Raw genomic sequence first — 21,431 nt, forward strand, 5'->3', positions numbered from 1 at the left:
GCGCAGACGCCTGGTCGTCCGATCCGCTACTCCTCCTCGGAGTCCGTCGAGTCGCCACCAGCGTCGGACTCGGAGGCAGTCTCCGCCACATCGGAACTGTCACCAGACGCTGTGGCGCTGGAATCGGCGGGATTGGATTCGGAATCGCCGGCATCGGATCCAGAATCGCCGTCACCGGAACCATTATCCGCCCCAGTGGATCCGGCATCGGCCTCAGTGGACCCGGAGCCACCCGTTCCTGTCGCCGGCTCGGTGCCAACTGGACCGTCGTCCAGGGCGGTATCGGTCGCATCGGCATCCGGCTCGGCAGGCGAAGCGCGCTCGCCGCCCCGCTCCGCGTGGTCAGCGGGCTCGTCGCTGCCGTCGGCGGTCGCTGTGGAGTTCTCACTCGTTTCGGTCGGTTCCGACGCGGCCGCCGGCGTAGGGGTGCCCTCGCCGCCACGCTCCGATGCAGGCTCCGATCCTGCATCGTCGGCGTCCGGCGAGTCGTCCGGGCCTGGCCCGTCGGTCCGGTCGCCGCCCGCGCTCGCTCCGCCGCTGTTGCGCGCCCAGACGACGACGGCGGTCAGGATCACGAGCACTGCGAGGACACCGATCGCTGGCAGGAGGAAGCCGGTTCCGTCGCCGCTTCCGCTGCTCCCACCGTCGTTGCCGGCGTCGGTGCCGCCGCTCGAGCTGTCATCGGCCGCGCTCACGGACACCGTCCCGGCCTGTTGGCCGGCGAACGTGACGGTGTGGTCGCCGTCGTCTTCGAAGCTGTGCTCGAAGGAGACCTTCGCGCTCTCGCCGGCGGCGAGTTGGACCGTCTTGCTGGCGACCTGCTGGCCGTCGACGGAGAGCGTCACGGTCTCGGTCGTCGACTGCGAGCCGCCGTTGGAGAGGCGACCGGAGACGGTGACGTTCTCGCCGGGCTCGACGCTCGTCCGATCGATCGAGACGTCGCTCGTCGTGACCGACGCGCCGTCGCTGACCGTGACGGTGCCGGCGGACTCGCCGTCGACTGCGAGCTGGTAGCTGCCACTCTGCCCGAAGCTCGTCGTCAGGGTGACCGACTCTGCGTCGTTCGCGGTGACCGAAACCGTCGCGGAGTCGACCGACTGGCCGTCGGCGGTCAGCGTCGCGGTGTACTGCCCGCTCGCGTTGCCGTCGTTCTGGATCTCGGCAGTGACGTCGACAGACTCGCCGGTCGACACCTCCGTCGCGTCGGCCGACGCCGACGCGACCGAGAACTGCGGACTACCGCCTGGCTGGCTCGAGCCACCCGCCTGCTGGAGATCGACGTCGTAGGTGCCGGTGGGCAGCGCCAGCGTGAGCACGCCGTTTGCGCCGACCGTGCTGGTCGATATTTTCGATCCGCTCGATGGTATCGCCTCGACCGTATCGCCCTGAGAGAGGCCGGTGTCGTAGAGCGTGAGCGTCCAGGCGCCGTTCGAGACGTACGCGAGATCCATCGTGCCGCTGCCGTAGTCGGCGTTGGCGAACGAGAGCGTCTCGACCTCCCCATCGATATCGATCGCCTGCTCGCCGTCGGGGTCGACGTGGATCGTCCCGGGGTCCGCGTTGACCGCCGCGAGACACGTCTCCGGACCAGTACCGTCCTCGACGCGGACGAACGACGACGCGCTCGAGGAGAGATTCACGTCGGGGACCCGGATCCCGTCGTCGCCGTTGTACGCCAGCTCCGACTGGATTGGTTCGGAGCCGTTGTACTCGGCAGTGAACCCCGAGTCTGCGACGACCATCGTGCCACCGCCGTCGCCGGCGCAGTCGACGTCCGGCGCTGCGGCGGCGGGAGCAGCGACGGCCAGCGTCCCCGCGAGTACGAGGAACGCGACGAGCGCGATCGTGGGTCGGCTCATCACCGCGCCTCCGTGGGGCCGTCGAGGCGGTCCTCGATCGCGGTGAGTCGGTCCCGCAACGCATCGTTCTCGGATTCCAGGTCGTCGACGCGCTCGGCCTGCCGGTCGATCCGTTCCTCGCGGTCCTCGAGCCGAGCGCTCAGGCCCTGGATTGCGGCGAGGGCGACGCCGTCGACGTCGATCGAGTTGATGTGGGACTCGCTGCCGCCGACGTCGAAGGCGTCGTGGAACTCCTCGGCGAAGGGACCGATTCGCGGCGAGCCGGTGCCAGCCGCGTCGGTCCCGTCGTCGTCCGTCGTATCGTTCTCCGCCCTGTACTCCCAGGTCGCGACCTCCAGGGATTCCACGCCCTGGAGAATCTGCTCGGGATCGGTCGCTTCGACGTTCGTCTTCGCCGTTCGGGTCGAGGTGTTCGACCAGCCCGCCGTGCCGCTCTCGATGTAGGTGACGCTGCTCCCACCGGTGACGAATCGGACGCCGCCGCTCGCGCTCACGTTGAACGTCTCGTTCCCGGCGACGGGCTCGCCGCTCACCGCCTCGCCGGCCCGGAAGTCGTTCTGGGAGCTGTACTCGGAGCCGTCGTTCCAGACGAACGCGTTCGCCCAGTCCGCGGCGGCGTCGACGCCCGCGGCGAGCGACCCCGCGCCGCTGGCGGTGTTGCGCCACCCGCCAGGAACGGTTGCATGGCCACCGCTCGCGGTGTTCAGGCTCCCCCCGGCCACGACGTCGGCGTAGGAACTCGCGGTGTTATCCTCGCCACCCCCGATCGTCGTGCCGGACGAGCTCGCCTCGTTGGACGATCCGCCGGCGATCGTGGCGTGGTTCGAGGAGACGACGTTGTCGCGGCCGCCGCCGATCGTCGACTCGTAGTACGACGCCGTGTTCTCGATGCCGCCGCCGACCGTCGCGCCGGTGTCGGTGACCGAATGCCCGAAGCCGCCACCGATGGTCGCGTGTCGGGAGCTGGCGACGTTGCCCTGACCGCCGCCGATGGCGGCAAACTCCGCAGCAGTGTTGGGGTTGCTTCCGGTGCCACCGCCAGCCACGGTGCCACCGTAGTTCGAGACGCTGTTGTCGTGATGGCCGAACACGACGTCGACGGTGTCGTAGCTCGGCCGCGGGCGGAGCGCGGCGACGCGATCACCGCCCCCACCGATCGTCAGCTCCGAGCCGACGGTCGCGCTCTCGATTGCCTCGACGTAGAGCGTCTGGAGCGGATCGGACTGCGTGCCGATCTGGCCCTGGGGGTCGGCGCTCGCCGTGCTCGTCGCCCCGAACCCGAGGAGCCCGGCCAATCCGACGGCCGCGAGCGCAGACCGACGGGAGATGCTCGCGGCGTCCGGCTGTTCGTCTGTCGGCGGTTCTGCAGAGGTGTGCGCAGAATCGTCGGCTGGGGAGGACGCGCCGTCGGCGTGGGCCTCTTTGCCAGCCACCGTCTCCGCATCAGCCTGCGACGCTTCGCGATCCCGGGTGCCCTCACCAGCCTGCGTCTCCTCGCCAGCCTGGGCGTCGTTTTCCCCTCGCTCGCTCATTCGTCCTCACCGCCGTCTGCCGAAATCGCCGCATTCTGAAGCGTCTCCACGGCCTCTCGAAGCTCGTCGAGCTCCTCGCGCATCGCCTCCTTCTCCGCGCGAAGCGACTCGTTCTCGGTCTCGAGTTCGTCGATGCGGTCGTCGGTCTCCTCCTTGCGGTCCTCGAGCCGTTTCGCGAGGCCCTGGATCGCGGCGAGCGCGACGCCGTCGGCGTCGACGTTGCTGATCGCCTGCTCGTCGTCGCCCAGCTCGAACGCCTCGGAGAACTCCTCGGCCATCGGGCCCATGTGGCGCACGTCCTCGGTCTCGCCGTCGTAGCTCCAGGTCGCGATGTCGAGGTCCTGCACCTTGTCGAGAACCGCCGGACCGTCCACGGGATCGACGTCGGATTTCAACGTCCGTGACGACGCCGTGGACCACGAGCCCGATCCCGATGACAGCTGGACGCCAGTGGTCGCCGACGAGTCCGAAAAGATGTACGTGCCACCGGAGGCCAACACTGCGAACTCGTCGTCGTTGGCAGAGATGAAGCCCCCAGTCGAGGTGTCGGACCAGACGAAGGCACCGTTGTTGCTCGCCCTGGCGTTCGTCCCGGCAGCGAAGGAATTCGGCGCCGAGGCGGTGTTGTCCTGCCCACCCGCGACCATCGAGTGGCTGCCGCTGGCCTCGTTGTTCTGGCCACCTGCGACCGTCGCGTTGTCGCCGGAGGCGGTGTTGGACCCGCCGCCCCCAACGAACGACGTGTATCCGAGGGAGTCGTTCGATTCGCCCGACCCGATTCCGGCGGCGTAGCCCGAGGCGACGTTGTTGTCCCCGCCGGCGATCGTCGCCACGTTCCCGTCTGCCACGTTGGAGTAGCCGCCTGCGACCGTCGCGCTGTCACTGGCCTCGTTGTTGAACCCGCCGCCGATAGTGGCGAACTTGCTGGTCACCCGGTTGGGGTTCGAGTCAGTGCCGCCGCCAGCGATGACCGTTCCGCGGTCGTCGGTCGACTCGTTGTTTTCGTTGCCGGCGACGATCGGTCCGGCGTTGCCGCTGGTCCCGGTCGTGACCAGCGTCAGCGCGTCCGCTCCGCTGATCGTCTGGACGTAGAGCTCCTCGAGCGGGTCGGACTGGGTGCCAATCTGGCCCTGCGGGTCGGCGCTCGCCGTGCTCACGCCGAAGCCAGCCAGCCCCGCGATCCCGAGCGCACCGAGCAGTGACCGTCGCGAGAGCGAACCGCCGCCCGAGCGACTCGCGTCGCGATCCCCCTCGAGAGCGAGGAGTCTGGTGCGAAGGCGCGCGACCCTCCGTTCGAGGTGGTCGACGCGCTCGGCTGGTGATGCGGTATCGCCGTCAGCAGTGATCTCGTCCGTCATAGTTCGATGGTCCTCCGTTCCCTACCTCGATCCGTCGTCGCGCTGGGCTCGGGCTGGAACGACTTCACACAGATGCTATCCGGTAATCAATCGACTGGCTAGGTACGTCGTGTCCTGTGGCACGAACGAACACGCTCATTACCCAGGCGATCACACGTTCACGCGAATGGCCACCTGGAAGCGGGACTTCGCGAGCGGTCTCGTCGTCCTCGTCCCGATCATCGTCACGATCTGGGTGGTGCTGTGGGTCTATGGCATCATCGCCAACGCACCCTTTCTCGCCGCTGTCGACGAGGGGCTGCTCGAGTCCTTCGGGCTGTCGGGCGTTCCCGTCGAACTCGTTCGGGTGATCGTCACGCTGGTCGTCTTCGCGCTGCTCGTGCTCGGGGTCGGCTATCTCATGCGAACCGCCGTCGGGAACCTCTTCGAGTCCACGCTCGATCGGGTCGTGAACCGCGTGCCCGGACTCCGAGTGGTGTACAACGCCTCGAAGATGGCCGCCGAAACGGCGCTGACCGGGACCCAGTCCCTCCAGACGCCGGTGAAAGTCGAGCCCTGGGACGGCATGCGGCTGACGGCGTTCAAGACGGGAAAGCAGACCCAGGACGGTCGAGAGCTCCTGTTCATGCCCACGGCCCCGAACATCACGACCGGGTTCGTCGTGGAGGTCGCCCCCGAGAACGTCGTCGAGACTGACGAAGGCGTCGAAACCGCGCTGACGCGGCTGCTGAGCGCCGGGTTCGGCAACGAAGATGAGGCGAACTCCGGCGTGTTACCGGGGAACGCGACGGACGAGCAGGCCGAGGTCGCCGACGCACTCGCTGAGGACGGAGGGGCTGACCGATCCGCGGCGTCGATCGACGAAGGGCAACTCGAGGGCGTCGACGGCGAGATCGGTATGGACCGCGACGCCGAGGCGCGGGCCGGCACGTCGGATGGATCGGCAGACGAGTGAGGTAGTCGGAGAGGAGCCGAGGTGGCGGTCAGCGGAGACGACACTTGTGAACGGGCAGTAGCGACCGAGAAACGGTGCAGCAATGATATCGAACGAGATCGATCGAAAGCGCCAGCAGAGTTTCAGGGCAGCGTGTTCGCCGGCGGAGCTGCAATCGGATCGACGGGCGGCCACTCAGACGTAGCTAAACCACTCGTCGTAGTCGTCGGTGCGGCGCTCGACGACGTCGAAAAAGCGCTGCTGGAGCTCCTCGGTCACCGGTCCGCGGCTGCCCGAGCCGATCTCGACGTCGTCGACGGTCCGGATCGGCGTGACTTCCGCGGCGGTGCCGGTGAAGAACAGTTCGTCGGCGGTGTAGAGTTCGCCGCGACTGATCGACGCCTGGTCGTGGACGGTGTAGCCCTGATCCCGTGCGATCTGGATGATCGACTCGCGCGTGATCCCCTCGAGGATGCTCTCGGAGAGCCCGGGCGTGAAGATCTCGCCGTCGCGAACGAGGAACAGGTTCTCGCCGGGGCCCTCCGCGACCTGCCCGTCCTTGTTCAGGACGATGGCCTCGACGTAGCCGTTGCGGCGGGCCTCCTCGCCAGCCAGCATGCTGTTGACGTACGGGCCGGTGGCCTTGACGTTCGTCGGAATCTGGCTCGGGTGGTGTTTCCGCCAGGAGGAGATCATCACGTCGACGCCCTCCTCGAGGGCCTCCTCTCCGAGATACGCGCCCCACGGCCAGGCGGCGATCGCCGTTCGCGTCGGGCAGCCCTCCGGGCTTACGCCGAGGCTGTCGTAGCCGTAGAAGGCGATCGGCCGAATGTAACAGGAAGGGAGGTCCTGCTCGCGAATCAGTTGCTCGGTGGCGTCCCGAAGCTCCCTTTGCTCGTGCTGGATGTCGAGATCCAGCGGCTTCGCGGATTCGTACAGCCGCTTCACGTGCTCGTCCCAGCGGAAGATCGCGGGACCGTCCTCGGTGTCGTAACAGCGGATTCCCTCGAAGACGGCGGTTCCATAGTGGAGGCTGTGGGTGAGGACGTGGATCTGGGCGTCGTCCCAGTCCACGAACTCCCCGTCGAGCCAGATCGTGTCCACGTCCATGTCCTCGAATCCCATGCCAGAACGCAGGACCCGGTGCCTACTAAGTGTGTGCGATCCGCGCCGCGTGGTACCAGCTGACACGCATGGGCACGCCTGGACGAGAGTGTCGGATTCGAACCGGATGTGGCGACCGCGCCCGCCAGCGATCGGAGGAGAATGCGGTCGATCGGGTGGGCACGCACCCGCCCGACGACTCGGTCGTCGGAACTACTACTACTACTACTACTACTACTACGAATACGACGACTACGTCTGGACTACTCGTACTCGATCGTCGCCGGCGGCTTGTGGGTCACGTCGTAGACGACCCGCGAGACGGTCTCGTTCTCGCCGGTGATCCGGGACTGGATGCGCTGGAGCGTGTCCCAGTCGATCTCCTGGGCGCGGGCGGTCATGCCATCGCGGCTCTCGACGGAGCGCACCGAGACGACCCAGCCGTGGACGCGGTTGTCGCCCTTGACGCCGGTCGCCTTGCCGATGACGGCGGCGAGGGCCTGCCAGGGCTCGTACTCCTCTAACTCCTCCTCGACGACGTGGTTGGACTCGCGGGCTACCTCGAGTTTCTCCTCGGTGACCTCGCCGATGATTCGGACTGCGAGTCCGGGACCGGGGAACGGCATCCGCTCGGAGACGACCTCCTCAAGATCGAGCGCCCGCGCGACCTCGCGAACCTCGTCCTTGTAGAGGTCACGCATCGGCTCGACGATCCCATCGAAGTCGACGACGTCGGGCAGCCCGCCGACGTTGTGGTGGGACTTGATCGTCCCCTCCGACTCGATGCGGTCGGGGTAGATCGTCCCCTGGACGAGGAAATCGGCGTCCACGTCCTTCGCCACCGTCTCGAACTCCCGGATGAACTGCTCGCCGATGACGTGGCGCTTCTCCTCGGGATCGGTGACGCCCGACAGCCCCTCCAGGAACCGGTCGCGGGCGTCGACGATCCGCAAACTGTCCATGTAGTCGAAGGTCTCCCGAATTTGCTTGGTCTCGCCCTTGCGCATCAGGCCGGTGTCGACGTAGACCGGCGTGAGCTGGTCGCCGACGGCCTCGTAGGCCAGCGCGGCGGCCGTCGAGGAGTCGACCCCGCCCGACAGCGCGATGACGGCGTTGGCGTCGCCGATTTCGTCGTCGATCTCTGCGATCTTCTCGTCGATGAATTCGTCTGCGTTGACCATCAGCCGGACACCTCGGTCTGTGCGATGCGGTCTACAGCGCCCGTCGTCGGGCGGCGAGAAACGGAATTAGTCGGCATATCCTGCCTCCGATAGGCCGGCGCAAAACGGTTTCGGACCGACCTGTCGGAGTGCCCGGCCCGAGATGCCGAGCTGGCGTGCGGATGGTGTCGTCAATCACTCCTGGCACTCGGCAGTGGCGTCCTCGAGCAGCGTCGAGGCTTGCTCCGCCGATTCGAACTCGAGCACCTCGCGGAGCGTTTCTGGCGGGTTCGCGCCCGGGAAGACGTGCAGGTCGATCGCGAGATTCACCGCCGGCCGATCGAAACCGAGCGTCTCCCACGACCCAGTGCCGCCGACTGAAAACTCGACGTCGAACTCTCTCCGTGACCCACTCCACTCGCCGTTCATCATCCGACTATTGGCTTCACACGCGAAGGTGGCCTCTCCTGGTGACTCGTCGGCGCTCCGACCGGGGAGCGCGTCCCACCGACGCTCCGCGACTGTCCGGGAGCCATCCAAGATCCTGACGCCGACGCCTGCGCCGCCGGTTCGGTCGTTTAGGATCCGGACGAACCAGAGCCGGAACTCCTTGGAATCGTCCCCAGATGGCATCGAGCAGCCGACGCTGCCCACGGTGAGTGCGGAGCCGGCCGCGGCAAGCACTGCCCGACGTTTCATTCGCGACGAAATGGGCGTACCAATGGCAAAAGGGTTCGCTCGATCGTCACTTGCTGCCCAGCTGGCCGAGATCGAGCGCCGCGCTCAGGCCTCGACTTCCTGCGTCCCCACGTCCTCGCCGGCCTGCTCCACGATCGCCTCCACTAGCCCCACGAACGGCGGACTCGCCCGCCCCGGCCGCGAGCGGAACTCGGGGTGGAACTGCGTCCCGAGGAAGTACGGATGATCCTCTAATTCGACGATCTCCATCCGGTTGTTCGAGCGTCCCGAGAAGGTTAGCCCCGTCTCCTCGATTCGATCGATGTACTCGGGGTTGACCTCGTAGCGGTGGCGGTGTCGTTCCGTGCAGGAGTCCGTGCCGTAGATCTGGTGTGCGAGGCTGCCTGGCTCGATGTCGGTGTCGTGGGCACCCAGTCGCATCGTGCCGCCCATGTCCTCGACCTCGTACTGTTCGGGCAGGATGTCGATGACGGGATGATCCGTGTTCTCGTCGATCTCGGTGCTGTGAGCGCCGCGGAGCCCGGCGACGTTCCGCGCCGCCTCGATGACGGCCATCTGGAAGCCGAGACAGAGACCGAGGTAGGGGACGTCGTTCTCGCGTGCGTAGCGAACGGCGTTGATCTTGCCCTGGGTGCCACGGGAGCCAAAGCCGCCGGGGACGATGATGCCGTCGACGTCGTCGAGTTCGTCGTCGATGCCATCGGCCAGACTCTCGCTGTGGATCCAGGTGCGGTTCACGTCGACGCCGGCCTCCATGCCGGCGTGTTTCAACGCCTCGTGGATGGAGATGTAGGCGTCCTCGAGACCGTACTTCCCGACGAGCGCGATCTCGATCTCGCCGGATTTCTCACGGGTCACGAGCTGGCGCCACTCGTTCTCGCGTTCTCCCGCCGGTATGGCGGCGTCGGCGAGGTCGAGTCGTTCCATCACGTACTCGTCGAGGCCCTCCTCCTCGACCATCAGCGGGACCTCGTAGATGTCCTCGACGTCGGAGTTGGAGAACACGGCGTCTGTCGGCACGTCACAGAACAGGGCGATCTTCTCGCGAGTCTCCTCGTCGAGCCGGTCCTCACAGCGGCCGACGAGGACGTCGGGCTGGAGACCGATGGAACGCAGTTCCTTGACGGAGTGCTGGGTCGGCTTGGTCTTCTGTTCGCCGTTCTTCGAGTAGGGCACGAGCGTGACGTGCGTGAAGAGGATGTCCTCCTCGTCCTCCTCGTGGGCGAACTGCCGGAGCGCTTCGAGATACTGCATTCCCTCGATGTCACCGACCGTACCGCCGACCTCGACGATGCAGACGTCGGTGCCCTCCGCAGCCTCCCGAATGCGGCGTTTGATGTCGTCGGTGACGTGGGGGATGATCTGGACGGTCTTGCCCAGGTAGTCGCCGGCGCGCTCGGCCTCGACGACGTGCTGGTAGACTTTCCCCGTCGTGACGTTGTGATCGGAGGTCATCTCCTCGTCGAGGAACCGCTCGTAGTTCCCCAGATCGAGGTCGACCTCGCCGCCGTCGGAGAGGACGTACACCTCGCCGTGCTCGAAGGGGTTCATCGTCCCCGCGTCGACGTTGAGATAGGGATCGACCTTCACCGCCGTGACGTCGAACCCGGCGTTCTTGAGGAGTCGGCCGGTGCTCGCGGCCGTGATCCCCTTGCCGAGTCCCGACATGACGCCGCCGGTGACGAAGATGAACTTGTTCCCGAGAGAAGGATCGTAGTCTGTGGCGGACTCCGTCGGCATACCGAGGGTGTGTCGGGACCGGCCTAAACCGTTTCGGAGGGAGCGGTCGGGTGGGTGGCTGTAGCGTGGGAGGGAGAGGCGGTCGGGCCGTCGATACAGACGGCAGGAGAGACGGCGTCTGCCGACGGCCGTCGTCGGGGAGGGTGGTGGAGAACCAGCGACGAAAACTAATTTATACTGGTTCTTTGAATCCGAATTCAATGGATATGACTGCAGCGATCGGCGCGATCGCCGATCCAGTCGTCCTCGAGATCGGAGCATTCGTGCTCCAGGGTACAGGGAACGTGAACCAACCACAGTTCAGTCCGGCCGTCGAGAGCGGTGGTGGGTTGATCGCGACGCTCGTCGTCGGAGCGATCATGCTGGCGGCCGCGCCAAACTACGTCGACTCGATCGTCGAGGACGTCCGACAGGAGCCCGTCGCGAGCTTCGCCTGGGGGATCATTTCCCTGATCGTCTTCGTTATCGCCATCATCCTCCTCGCGCTCACCATCGTCGGCATCATTCTGGTGATCCCGCTCGCGTTCGCGTTCATTCTGCTCGCGATCATGGGGAACGTGCTGGCGTTCATCGCGGTCTGTGACGAGTTCGTCGACAATCGGTGGATGGCGCTGGTGGTGGCCGCGATAGCTGTCGCCGTCCTTAACGTGATCCCGGTGGTCGGAGGCATCATCAGCTTCGTCATCGGCAGCGTCGGGATGGGCGCCGTCATCCGACGCATCGTGCAGTAGACGGCAATACCGCCGTCCGGTCGGCGCTCCTCGACGGAATCACGCCGTCCGTCTCCGAACTACCCATTCTTTTGGTACTCGCTTCGTAGTACATCTATGAACCTGGCCGAGCTCCGCGACGCCTTCGACGAGCGCGACTGGCAGCGAACCGAGCCCGATCCCGACGACCCGCTCCGCTTCGCGATGATCGGCCTCGGCTGGTGGACGACCGAGGAGATGATCCCGGCGGTCGCGGCCGAACCGGGGATCGAAACCACCGTCCTCGTCTCCTCGACGGCGGAGAAGGCCGAGCGTGTCGCGAATGAGACCCACACCGACGCCGTCGGCATCGACTACGACGCGTTCCACGACGGCGAAGCCGCCGCGGAGTACGACGCCGTCTACGTCTGCACGCCGAACGCGCTCCACCTCCCTTACGTCGAGACAGCCGCCGAGCTCGACAAGGCCGTGCTCTGTGAGAAACCGCTCGAATCGACCGTCGAGCGCGCCGAGCAGCTGGTCGACGCCGCCGCGGACATCCCGATCATGACCGCCTACCGGATGCACACCGACCCCGCGATCCGGATCGCGAAGCGGCTGTTCGAGGCGGGCGAGATCGGCGCTCCGGTGGCAGTTCAGGGCCACATGACGCAGGACGTGCTCGACATCGCCGGGGCGGACAGCTGGCGGCTGGACCCGTCGCTCGCCGGCCCGGGCGCGTCGGTCACGGATCTCGGCATCTACCCGATCAACACCGCACGGTACGTCCTCGGCCGGGACCCCGTCGCCGCCCACGCCTCGATGTACAGCGAGCACGAAGCGTTCGGGGACGTCCCCGACGAGGCAGCCAGCTTCCTAATGGAGTACGAGGGTGGCGTGACCGGCAGCTACACCGCGAGCCAGCACGCACAGCTCTCGGGATCCCTGCGGCTGATCGGGACGACTGGCGAGCTCCGGCTCGAGCCCGCCTTCTTCAACGACGACCGCGCGACCTTGCACCGTCGTACGGGCACTTCGGGCGTCACGGACACGTCGATCGAGTTCGAGACGGTCGATCAGATGCAGGTCGAGGCGGCCTATTTCGCCGACTGTCTGCGCGACGACCGCTCGATCGAGGCCGACGCAGAACACGGCCTGCTCGACATGCGCGCCATCGAGGCGGTCTACGAGGCCGCCGAGCGAGGCGAACGCGTAGAGCTCTGAGAACGCCGACCGTCGGACCGGCGTCGATTGCCCGCCAGCCACCCGGTAACGGACTCGTATCCTGGTCAGCTACCGACCGTCCGCAGGTCCAGTAATCGCCACCACGGGGCCAGTACCCGAGCTATAACAAAGGGTGGTTGCCGCTTGCCAGAGGATACATGCCGGACAGTACTGCGGACGGACTCCGAACGCTCCTCGTTGGCATCGACGGAGCGTCACTCGAGGTGTTGGCGGACCGGGGAGCGGGGGTGACCCCAACGATCACGGCGCTGCTCGAGGATGGTGCATCGGGACCGCTCGAATCGCAATTACCGCCGTGGACCCCCAGCGCGTGGCCGTCGGTCTACACAGGCGTTAACCCCGGGAAACACGGCGTCTTCGGCTTCCTCGACTTCGAGGGGTACGACTGGGACGTCGTGGACTACGCCGACGTCAAGGAGTACGCGATCTGGGAACTGCTGAGCGAGCGCGGCTACACGAGCGTCGTCGTCAACGCGCCGGTGACGCATCCGCCGCGGGCCTTCGACGGCGCGCTCGTTCCGGGATACGTCGGTCCCGAGTCGCCCTCGTGCCACCCGCCGGGAGTGCTCGAGGATATCGAGGACGAACTCGGCGAGTACCAGGTCTACGACGACGGCACGGGCCCGGAGGCCGACCAGGAGGATCGGATCGAGCGCTACGAGCAGCTGATCGAATCCCGTGGAGCGGCGTTTCGGTTCCTCGCCGACCGGTTCGAGCCAGATTTCGGCTTCCTTCAGTTCCAGCAGACCGACACCGTGTTCCACGAATCGCCGGAGGACGACGACGTGGTCGACGCCGTCTACGCCGCCGCGGATCGGGAGATAGAAGCCACGATCGAGGCCTGCGATCCCGACGTCGTCGTGCTCTGTAGCGATCACGGCATCGGCCCCTACGAGGGCCACGAGTTCCGGGCCAACAGCTTCCTGCGTGATCGCGGCGACGTGGCGACGACGGTCGGCGACGGCGGAATGCCGTCGTGGTCGTCGATCGCCCGGAACGAGCTTCAGACCGGCGCGGGGACCGAGCCGTCAGCGGGCAACCGCGAGCCCTCCAGTCCCTCGCTGCTCGAACGCTCCGTCGCGGCGGCCGCACAGGTGGGCGTCACGAGCCAGCGCATCGGAACTGTCGCCCGGCGGCTTGGCATCGAAGATCGCCTGCTGCAGATCGCGCCAGCCGACGCGGTGCGGGCGGGTGCCGAGCAGGTCGACTTCGCGAACTCCCGGGCCTACGTTCGCGACCGGATCGAACTCGGCGTCCGGATTAATCTCGAAGGGCGAGAACCCGAGGGCGTGGTCACCGAGGAAGAGTACGAGATCGTCCGATCAGAGCTGATCGACGCGCTCGCAGCGGTGGAGACGCCCGACGGCGAGCCCGTCTTCGAGTCGGTCCGCAGGCGAGAGGACGTCTTCGAGGGACCCCACGTCGATGCGGCGCCGGACGTCGTCGTCGTACCGACCGAGTTCGACCAGTTTCTCTCGGCGTCGCTCCGCGAGGAGCAGTTCGGGCCGCCCCAGGAGCCCTGGAACCACAAGCGCGACGGGGTGATCGCCGTTGCTGGAGACGTGGCCGGCGAAATGGCTGAAACCGACGCCACGGGCGGGAGAAGTGAGGTCGTCGGCGACGGCGAGTCCGTCGGAGACGGTGTTGCCGATGCCGGTATCGAGGGCGCCCACCTCTTCGACCTCGCGCCGACGATCCTGGCGACGTTCGGGGTGCCCGCACCGACGCGGATGGATGGATCGGTGTTGCCAGTGGTCGAACCCGCTGGCGAGGAGCCCTACCCCGCCTACGAGGCACGGCGGGCAGGGTCCGGAGGAGGTGCGGATCCCGACGCGTCGCCGGAGGACGCGCCGAGCGCCGGCGACGCAGTCGAGCAACGACTCGCAGATATGGGGTATCTGGAGCGATGAGCGTCGAGACCTCGCTCCTTCGCGACGCCGAGGAGTGGAACGCGCTGGTCGAGCGGTCCGCGGAAACGACGCCGTTCCACCGGTACGAGGCATTGGAGGTCGTCGCCGATCACTCGGAGACGACGCTCTACCCCTACGTCGGATACAAGGGCCAGGAGCCGATCGGGCTGTTCCCCGTGTTTGCCCTCCGACGGTGGCCGCTCCGGACGGCGTTCTCCCCGCCGCCGGATCTCGAGGTCAGCTACCTCGGTCCCGCACAGCTCAACGGACACAGCGCGAAACAGCGCAAGGCCGAGAAACGACACCGTCGGTTCGTGGAAGCGGTCGTCGAGGCGGTCGACGACGAGATCGCTCCACACTACGCGCACGTCCGCGCCGGCACCGCCTACGACGATCCCCGGCCGTTCATCTGGAACGACTTCGATCCGACGCCGCGGTACACCTACCACGTCGACCTCACGCCCGACGAGGAGGAGCTGTTCATGTCCTTCAGCAGCGACGTCCGCCGGAACGTCCGGAAAGCCGAGGAGTTCGATTACGAGCAGTTCGAGGGCGACGCCGACGACGTCGAGCGCATCATCGAACGGGTGCAGGATCGCCACGCCGAACAGGACGTCAGCTACAACGTTACGCCCGCGTTCGCGCGAGGCCTCTACGAGTCGCTCCCGGACGGAGCCGTCCGAGCCTACGTCTGTGAAGTCGACGGCGAGTTCGTCGGCGGGAAGATCACGCTCGAAGACGCCGACACCTGTTACGGCTGGCAGACCGTCGCGGATCTCGACGCCGACCTGCCCGCGACCGATCTCATCGACTGGACGGTGATGCAGGACGCCCGCGATCGCGGCCGCGAGCGGATGGACCTGATCGGCGCGAACGATCAGCGACTCTGTGGGTACAAGGCGAAGTTCAACCCCGAGGTGCGGACTCACTACAGCCTGGAGTCGAGCTCTGCCCCCACCGACGCGATCAAGGCAGTCTACAAGCGCGTTCGGTGAGGGCGGTAGAAGCGACGCAGTCGGCGGTAAGCGGTTCCTAGCTCCGTTTCGCGGCGTATACCTGCCGAGATCGAATCCGCGTAGTAGCAGAAGCGTCGACAACCCCGCGGTTCGGCGCGGAGGCCGGTCCCTGCGGGCATGTTACCAGCTACGTGGTGATTCACGGGGACTCCTCGAGCGTGTTTGCGGTATTATAACAAAGTGGTCCTCACGGCGTGGGGCAAGTAGTCGCAGCCACTCGGCCACAGCTGGCCGGACGCGTCTCAGACCCTATGAGCTTCCCAGACCCTCCCACGACCGAACCGCTATCGAACGACCCCGCTCGTAGGCACCACCGACTCACCGGTGAGCATCCATGACCGGTCGACGCCCGGGACCGGCGACCGTAGCAGTCGTCGTGGTCGCCCTGGTAGCCCTCTCTTTGCTCGCATTCGCGCCGACTGCAGCCGCGGATCCCCACGAGAACGGATCGAGCGCGTACGCGATCACGCAGGGCGAGCAGTGCATCGACGTGACGCCGATCGTCGACGAGAGCCAGTCCGTCGAGACGTTCTACGACTACCGGTGGAACGGTACCGGCCAGGACTTCAGCTCCTACGGAACCAAACCGTACCAGGAAGACGACACGAGCACCCTGTTGCTCTACGAGGGGTCCAGCGGAACGAGTCTCGTCTTCGTCCACGAGAAACACTACGAGAACCCCGAGGAGGGAACAAACGGCAGCTTCGCGACGTTCGGCGTGTCCGGGCTGCCGGCCGGCGAGGAGGGATGGGTAGTCGAGGACGACGACTACGATGAGCAGGTCGACGTGTTCAACCACACCGGCACCGAGAGTGAACTGCAGTGGGCGTGGAGTCAGGGCCGGACCGACGGCGCCGCCTACCGCGGGCTGAGCGGCGACGTGTCGATCACCATCGATCCGGCGTTCAACGACAGTGCGGTTCAGCTCGTGAATCCCGACAACAGCCCGAGCTACAACGGAACCGTCGAGGACTGGGACGTCGTCACTGGCGCCGCAGACGGCACCGACCGCGAACAGTTCGACAGTCTCACCGAATCAGTCACGATCGAATCGGGCTACTGCACGCCGCCAAACGCCAGCCTTTCGGTGAGCAATGCGACGCCGAAAGCGGGCCAGTCCGTGACCCTCGACGCGAGCAACGCCACCTCGTCGGCTGCTGTCACTGAGTACCGCTGGGACACCGACGGCGACGGAACCACTGACGTGACGACGACCACCCCGGTCATCGATCACGCGTTCCAGCGTGCTGGCCCGCGAACCGTCACCGTCACCGTCGACGACGGCTACGAGAGCGGCGTCGCGTCGGTCGACGTGAACGTCTCGGACGAGACGCCACCGACCGCCCAGATCGCCACGAACGGGACGACCGCGGCGACGAAACCACTCGCCTTCTCCGCGAACGAGAGCGCGGACAACGGTGCGATCGTCAGCTACGAGTGGCAATTCGGGGTCGGTGAGACGACAAACGGTTCGAACGTCACGCACACGTACGCGACGGCCGGCGAGTACGACGTCCAGCTCACGGTGACCGATTCGGCAGGGAACGTCAACAGCACGAACGCGACTGTCACCGTTACCGATCCGCCGGGTCCGGTCGCCTCGCTCGTCGCACTCGACGCTACGACCGTCAACGAGACCGTCTCGTTCGACGCGAGCGGCTCCGAGACCGGACCGAACGCGAGCTACGCGTGGTCGATCGATGGGACGCCGATCAACGCGACCGGCCCCACCCTCCAGCACCCCTTCGAAACGCCCGACACGTACAACGTCTCCGTGACCGTCTCCGACGACTACGGCACGGACACGAACGCGACGACGATCGAGGTGTTCGCCCCACCAGTGGCAGTGATCGACGCGAACCGGACGACGGCCGAGACCGGCGAGGCGATCGCCTTCGAGGCCGGCCAATCGTCGGAGAACGTCGTCGGGTACAACTGGACGTTCGCTGACGGTGGGACTGGGAGTAACGAGACAGAGATACACCGATTCGACGAGGCAGGCAACTACACGGTGACCCTGACCGTCGTCAACGCGGCCGGCAATACCAACTCCACGACGGAAACCGTCCAAATCGATCTCGCCGCGCCGACGGCGCAGCTGAACGCCTCCGGGAGCGTCGCCCTCAACGAGACGGTGACCTTCGACGCCAGCGGATCGACCGGCGCCATTTCGAGCTACCACTGGAGGTTCGACGACGGCGAGACCGCCAGCACCGACGGCGCGACGGTCGACCACGCCTACAGCACTCCCGGAGAGTACACCGTCGAGCTGACCGCCGTCGGCGAGGGAGGCAACGACACTGCAACGACGACGGTCACCGTCAGCGACGGAACGAGCGGCGGCAACGAGAGCGACGGCGATGACGGCGACCAGAGTGAGGGTGGCGGGTCCGACGAGTCTGACAGCGGCGACGCCGGCAGCGGGTCGAGTGGCTCCGGCGGCTACGCACCAGCGCCTGACCCTGATCCCGTCGAGACGACGGTCGGCCGAACGAACGGGACGGTGGTCGTTACCGTGGAGAACGCGCGAGCGAACGAGGCCGTCGAGGTCGACGTTCCCGTCGGAGGAAGCGACGCCGGAACGCCCGCCGGTGAGACTGTCGAGGGCGAAGGCGGGGCCGGCGCCGGTGCGGTCGAACTCCGGTCGCTCGAACTCGTCCCGGCCCACGACGCCGACGAGCTCACGGTCCGCTTCGAGCCAGCACATCGGCCGGTTCCGGGGCGGTTCAGCCAGCCGGCGGCGTACGTGCCGAACGCGACGGCCGAACTCGCGGACGTGACCTACGAGTTCGCGGTCGATCCCAATGCGACGGCGGCCGCCGGCGTTTCGGCGGCGAATCTCACCGCATATGCTGACGACGGCGGCTGGCAGGCAGCCGAGACCAGCGTCGACGCAGCGGGCGCGAACGAGAACGAAATCGTCCTGACGACGACCCTCACGGGCGAGACGCCAGTCGGCGTGGGCAGCGACGGTGCCGCGCTGTTCGTGAGGAGCGTCGAGACCGTCGGGAGTGTGGCCGACGGGACCGTCGAGCTCGCCATCACGGCACAGAACACCGGAAACGAGTCCGGAGAATGGACGATCCCCATCGAGGCTGGCGGGGAAACCGTCCACGAGGCGTCGGTCGTGATCGCTCCGGGCGAAGAGACGGTCGTGACCGCGAACGTCGAGATCGGAGCGATGGCAGGCGTCGGTGGAACGGGGAGCACCGGTGTCACAGTCGCGGGCGCCCGTCGAGATCTGGCGGTTGTTTCGGTGACGTCGTTCGAGCTATCACAGACCGAGCCGGCACCGGAGGAAACCGTCACCGTGGACGCGACGCTGCGGAACCGTGGGAACGCCGCCGGCGAGTTCGACGTGGCACTCCGCCTCGACGGAGAGACGGTTGCGACCGAGACGATCCGCCTCGACGCCGAGCAACGGACCACGGTGTCGTTCGACCACCAGTTCGCGGAGAGCGGGCGGTACGAGCTCGCGATCGGCAACCGGACGGCGTCGGTTCGCGTCGAAACGCGCGACAGCTTCGACGGAAACGGGGAAGAATCCTCGAACGCCACGAGCGGGTTCGGTGGGGTAGCAGCGATCCTCGCGATCGTGAGCCTCCTCGCGCTCGCAGTGCTCGGCAAGCGGCGTTCCAGACCGTAGCGTGTCGATCTGCCCGGGAAGCGCATCGGCGAACCCTCGGCCTGCTGGCCACCGTCGACGCCTCGGGATTCGCTCCGGAGAGCACCGATCTTTTTCCGGGACGGCGTGGTAGTACCGCGCAGTTCCGGGCCGTCAGACCCGGCCACACAATGACCTCCGACGACTCCATGCGCTCGCGGGTGCCGGGCAGCCGCTTCAGGCTCTGGCTCCTGCTCGGCGCGAACCGATGGGCAGTCGCCGGGATGGTCCTGGCAGTCATCTTCGTGGCACTGGCCGTGTTCGTCGCGATCGATCCGGTGCCGTTGAGCGACGCGATCGCCGCGTCGGACCCGACGGAGACGCTGTTTCAGGCGATGATCACGTCGATCATCACCGGGGTCACGCTCGTCGTGACGATCAACCAGGTCGTGCTCTCCCAGGAGCTCGGCGCGGTCGGCGACCAGCGCGACCGGATGCAGGCGGCGCTCGCGTTTCGGGACGATGTCGCCGACGATCTCGACGAACCCGTCAGCCCCCCGGAGCCGTCGGCGTTTCTCCACGCGTTGCTCGGCGCGACGGCGGACCGAGCGCGGGCGCTCCGCGAGGACGTGGCAGACGTCGACGACCAGGAGGCCCGTGACGCGGTCGAATCCTTCGCAGACGAGCTGATCGAGAACGCCGAGACGGTCCGCGAGGGGCTCGATTCCGCGCAGTTCGGCACCTTCGACGTCGTCCAGGCCGCGCTCGGCTTCAACTACTCGCTGAAGATCTACGAGGGGAAGCGAATTCAGGGGCTGTACGGCGGTGGTACGGATGCCGGATCTGATGAAGATGGCGACGACGCGACCCCACCGCTCGACGAGGACGCGACCGCCGCGCTCGACGACGTCGTGACGCACCTGGAACGGTTCGGACCAGCCCGCGAGCACGTCAAAACGCTGTACTTCCAGTGGTCGCTGACGGATCTCTCGCAAGCGATGCTCTACTCGGCGATCCCGGCGCTTGTCGTCACGATCGCCGGACTGCTCGTGCTCGGGAACGCCGGGACCATCGGCGGCACGACGCTCGGCGTGGCGAACCAGTCCTGGCTGGTGATCACTGCCACGACGGTCGCCCTGGCACCGTTCGCGATCTTGCTGTCATTCGTGCTTCGGATCGCGACCGTGGCGAAGCGGACGCTGGCGATGGGACCGTTCGTCCTCCGCACGACGGATCGGCCGGACGACGACTGAATCCGATTGCGAGCGCTGGCGACACCATTCTCGCGTACCAGCAGCGGTCCAGACGACAGCGCTCGACGTCGCTCCCCCGGTAGTGTGGGAGGGCTGGGCCGGGTATCCACGACCTTTTGGCCGCGGAGCCTGTTGACGTGGCAATGAGTATCGACGAGAAACTCGCTTCGGCGAAAGCAGACCTCGCCGAGCGAGAGGCCGCACTCGTCGCCTTTTCGGGGGGCGTCGACTCCGCGGTCGTCGCGGCTATCGCCCACGACGCGCTGGGCGAGGACGCCGTCGCCTGTACCGCCAAGAGCGAGACGCTGCCTGCCGCTGAGCTCGACGACGCTCGCGAGGTCGCCGACGCGATCGGGATTCGCCACGACGTCGTCGAGTTCTCCGAGCTCGACTCACCCCAGTTCGTCGCCAACGGAGAGGACCGCTGCTACCACTGCCGGACGATGCGCCTCGGCCGGATGTACGAGCACGCGACGGAGCTCGGTGTCGAGACGGTCTGTGACGGGACGAACGCCTCCGATCCCGGCGAGGGGCACCGGCCCGGGCTGCAGGCCGTCGAGGAGCTCGACGCTCACTCGCCGCTGCTCGAACACGACATCGGGAAAGAGGAGGTCCGCGAGATCGCGGAGCGCTACGACCTCCCCGTCGCCGACAAACCCTCGATGGCCTGTCTCTCCTCGCGGATCCCGACCGGTCTCGAGGTCACCGAACAGCGACTCACCCGGATCGAGAAGGCCGAACAGCTGCTCCGAACCTGGGGATTCGACCAGTTCCGCGTCCGTGATCACGACGGGCTCGCGCGGATCGAGGTCGGCGCCGACGAGCTATCGGTCGCACTCGACGCCGGGTTCGCCGACGCCGCCCGGGAGCACATGCTCGACCTGGGGTTCGATCACGTGACGCTGGATCTTCAGGGGTACGAGACCGGCAGCGTGAGCCCCGGCGACGACGCCGCGGAGGCGACGGAGAGCGGAGACGAAACTGGGGAAGCAAACGGGACGACTGGAGCGGATGGGTCAGCGGGAGCGAACCAGGCGGAGACGTCGGCCGATCCGGCGGAATCGGGTAGCGGCACGGACGAGCCGGTGGTCGAGGACGTCTTCGACGTCGACTATCCGACGAGCGACTGAGAGAAAACCCTCGGTTCGCTCACGCGCTGGCGCTGTCCTCGCCGTCGACGCGCTCGACGGCGTAGTTGTCGCCGATCTCGGTGGTGTTCTCCTCGTCGGCGATCCGCTTGGCCTCGCTCCGGGAGTCGAAGGGGCCGGCGACCCGGTCGCCGAAACAGGTCACGTAGTACACAGCCATTGGCCCAATGCGGGCGGCGG

Annotated in this window: 16 protein-coding genes; 8 read left to right on the forward strand and 8 right to left on the reverse strand. The window is 66.9% G+C overall.

Annotated features, from left to right (window positions below; genetic code table 11):
* Positions 1-26 precede the first annotated feature (26 nt).
* From MXF70_RS03680 to MXF70_RS03690, 3 genes are read right to left on the reverse strand one after another with little or no spacing between them, the layout of a single operon-like run.
* A complete protein-coding gene (locus MXF70_RS03680) occupies positions 27-1,859 on the reverse strand; it encodes a CARDB domain-containing protein (RefSeq protein ID WP_248517544.1) in 1,833 nt (610 codons plus the stop codon).
* Positions 1,859-3,391, reverse strand: coding sequence for a hypothetical protein (locus tag MXF70_RS03685; protein ID WP_248517545.1), 1,533 nt, complete (start codon positions 3,389-3,391; stop codon positions 1,859-1,861). Before MXF70_RS03685 ends, MXF70_RS03680 begins: the two co-directional genes overlap by 1 nt.
* The gene (locus MXF70_RS03690) at positions 3,388-4,749 is read right to left on the reverse strand and encodes a tail fiber domain-containing protein (protein ID WP_248517547.1); all 1,362 of its coding nucleotides are present in this window, start codon (positions 4,747-4,749) and stop codon (positions 3,388-3,390) included. Before MXF70_RS03690 ends, MXF70_RS03685 begins: the two co-directional genes overlap by 4 nt.
* A 166-nt stretch (positions 4,750-4,915) precedes the next feature.
* Between MXF70_RS03690 and MXF70_RS03695 the strand changes: the two genes are divergently transcribed.
* A complete protein-coding gene (locus MXF70_RS03695; RefSeq protein ID WP_248517549.1) occupies positions 4,916-5,704 on the forward strand; it encodes a DUF502 domain-containing protein in 789 nt (262 codons plus the stop codon).
* A 174-nt stretch (positions 5,705-5,878) separates the two neighbouring features.
* Here MXF70_RS03695 and MXF70_RS03700 read toward each other — a convergent pair whose 3' ends face one another.
* From MXF70_RS03700 to pyrG, 4 genes are all read right to left on the reverse strand, one after another.
* Positions 5,879-6,808 (reverse strand): branched-chain amino acid transaminase, encoded by a 930-nt coding sequence (locus MXF70_RS03700; protein ID WP_248517551.1) that lies wholly within the window; start codon positions 6,806-6,808, stop codon positions 5,879-5,881.
* A gap of 242 nt (positions 6,809-7,050) precedes the next feature.
* A complete protein-coding gene (gene guaA / locus MXF70_RS03705; protein WP_248517553.1) occupies positions 7,051-7,968 on the reverse strand; it encodes a glutamine-hydrolyzing GMP synthase in 918 nt (305 codons plus the stop codon).
* A 174-nt stretch (positions 7,969-8,142) separates the two neighbouring features.
* The gene (locus tag MXF70_RS03710; protein WP_248517555.1) at positions 8,143-8,646 is read right to left on the reverse strand and encodes a hypothetical protein; all 504 of its coding nucleotides are present in this window, start codon (positions 8,644-8,646) and stop codon (positions 8,143-8,145) included.
* A gap of 84 nt (positions 8,647-8,730) precedes the next feature.
* Positions 8,731-10,386, reverse strand: a complete 1,656-nt coding sequence (gene pyrG, locus MXF70_RS03715; protein WP_248517557.1) for a CTP synthase — start codon at positions 10,384-10,386, stop codon at positions 8,731-8,733.
* A gap of 200 nt (positions 10,387-10,586) precedes the next feature.
* Between pyrG and MXF70_RS03720 the strand changes: the two genes are divergently transcribed.
* The 7 genes from MXF70_RS03720 (at position 10,587) to larE (ending at position 21,233) form a co-directional block, all read left to right on the forward strand.
* On the forward strand, positions 10,587-11,117 hold the full coding sequence (locus MXF70_RS03720) for a DUF8173 domain-containing protein (RefSeq protein ID WP_248517559.1): 531 nt from the start codon (positions 10,587-10,589) through the stop codon (positions 11,115-11,117).
* 96 nt (positions 11,118-11,213) lie between these two features.
* Positions 11,214-12,299 carry a D-xylose 1-dehydrogenase Gfo6 gene (gene gfo6, locus MXF70_RS03725; protein WP_248517561.1) on the forward strand — a complete coding sequence of 362 codons (1,086 nt, stop codon included), beginning with the start codon at positions 11,214-11,216 and terminating at the stop codon, positions 12,297-12,299.
* A gap of 158 nt (positions 12,300-12,457) precedes the next feature.
* Positions 12,458-14,230 (forward strand): alkaline phosphatase family protein, encoded by a 1,773-nt coding sequence (locus MXF70_RS03730; RefSeq protein ID WP_248517563.1) that lies wholly within the window; start codon positions 12,458-12,460, stop codon positions 14,228-14,230.
* Entirely contained in the window at positions 14,227-15,225 is a 999-nt protein-coding gene (locus tag MXF70_RS03735; RefSeq protein WP_248517565.1) for a lipid II:glycine glycyltransferase FemX, read from the forward strand. Before MXF70_RS03730 ends, MXF70_RS03735 begins: the two co-directional genes overlap by 4 nt.
* A gap of 355 nt (positions 15,226-15,580) precedes the next feature.
* Complete coding sequence (locus tag MXF70_RS03740; protein ID WP_248517567.1) at positions 15,581-18,892, forward strand: PKD domain-containing protein; 3,312 nt, start codon at positions 15,581-15,583, stop codon at positions 18,890-18,892.
* Positions 18,893-19,041: 149 nt separating this feature from the next.
* Positions 19,042-20,103, forward strand: coding sequence for a DUF7972 family membrane protein (locus tag MXF70_RS03745; protein ID WP_248517569.1), 1,062 nt, complete (start codon positions 19,042-19,044; stop codon positions 20,101-20,103).
* 143 nt (positions 20,104-20,246) lie between these two features.
* The gene (gene larE / locus MXF70_RS03750; RefSeq protein WP_248517571.1) at positions 20,247-21,233 is read left to right on the forward strand and encodes an ATP-dependent sacrificial sulfur transferase LarE; all 987 of its coding nucleotides are present in this window, start codon (positions 20,247-20,249) and stop codon (positions 21,231-21,233) included.
* 19 nt (positions 21,234-21,252) lie between these two features.
* Here larE and MXF70_RS03755 read toward each other — a convergent pair whose 3' ends face one another.
* Positions 21,253-21,411 carry a hypothetical protein gene (locus MXF70_RS03755; RefSeq protein ID WP_248517573.1) on the reverse strand — a complete coding sequence of 53 codons (159 nt, stop codon included), beginning with the start codon at positions 21,409-21,411 and terminating at the stop codon, positions 21,253-21,255.
* Positions 21,412-21,431 lie beyond the last annotated feature (20 nt).

Origin of the sequence: Salinarchaeum laminariae (genome assembly GCF_023204835.1) — an archaeon.
In the GTDB taxonomy this organism is placed as follows: domain Archaea; phylum Halobacteriota; class Halobacteria; order Halobacteriales; family Salinarchaeaceae; genus Salinarchaeum; species Salinarchaeum laminariae.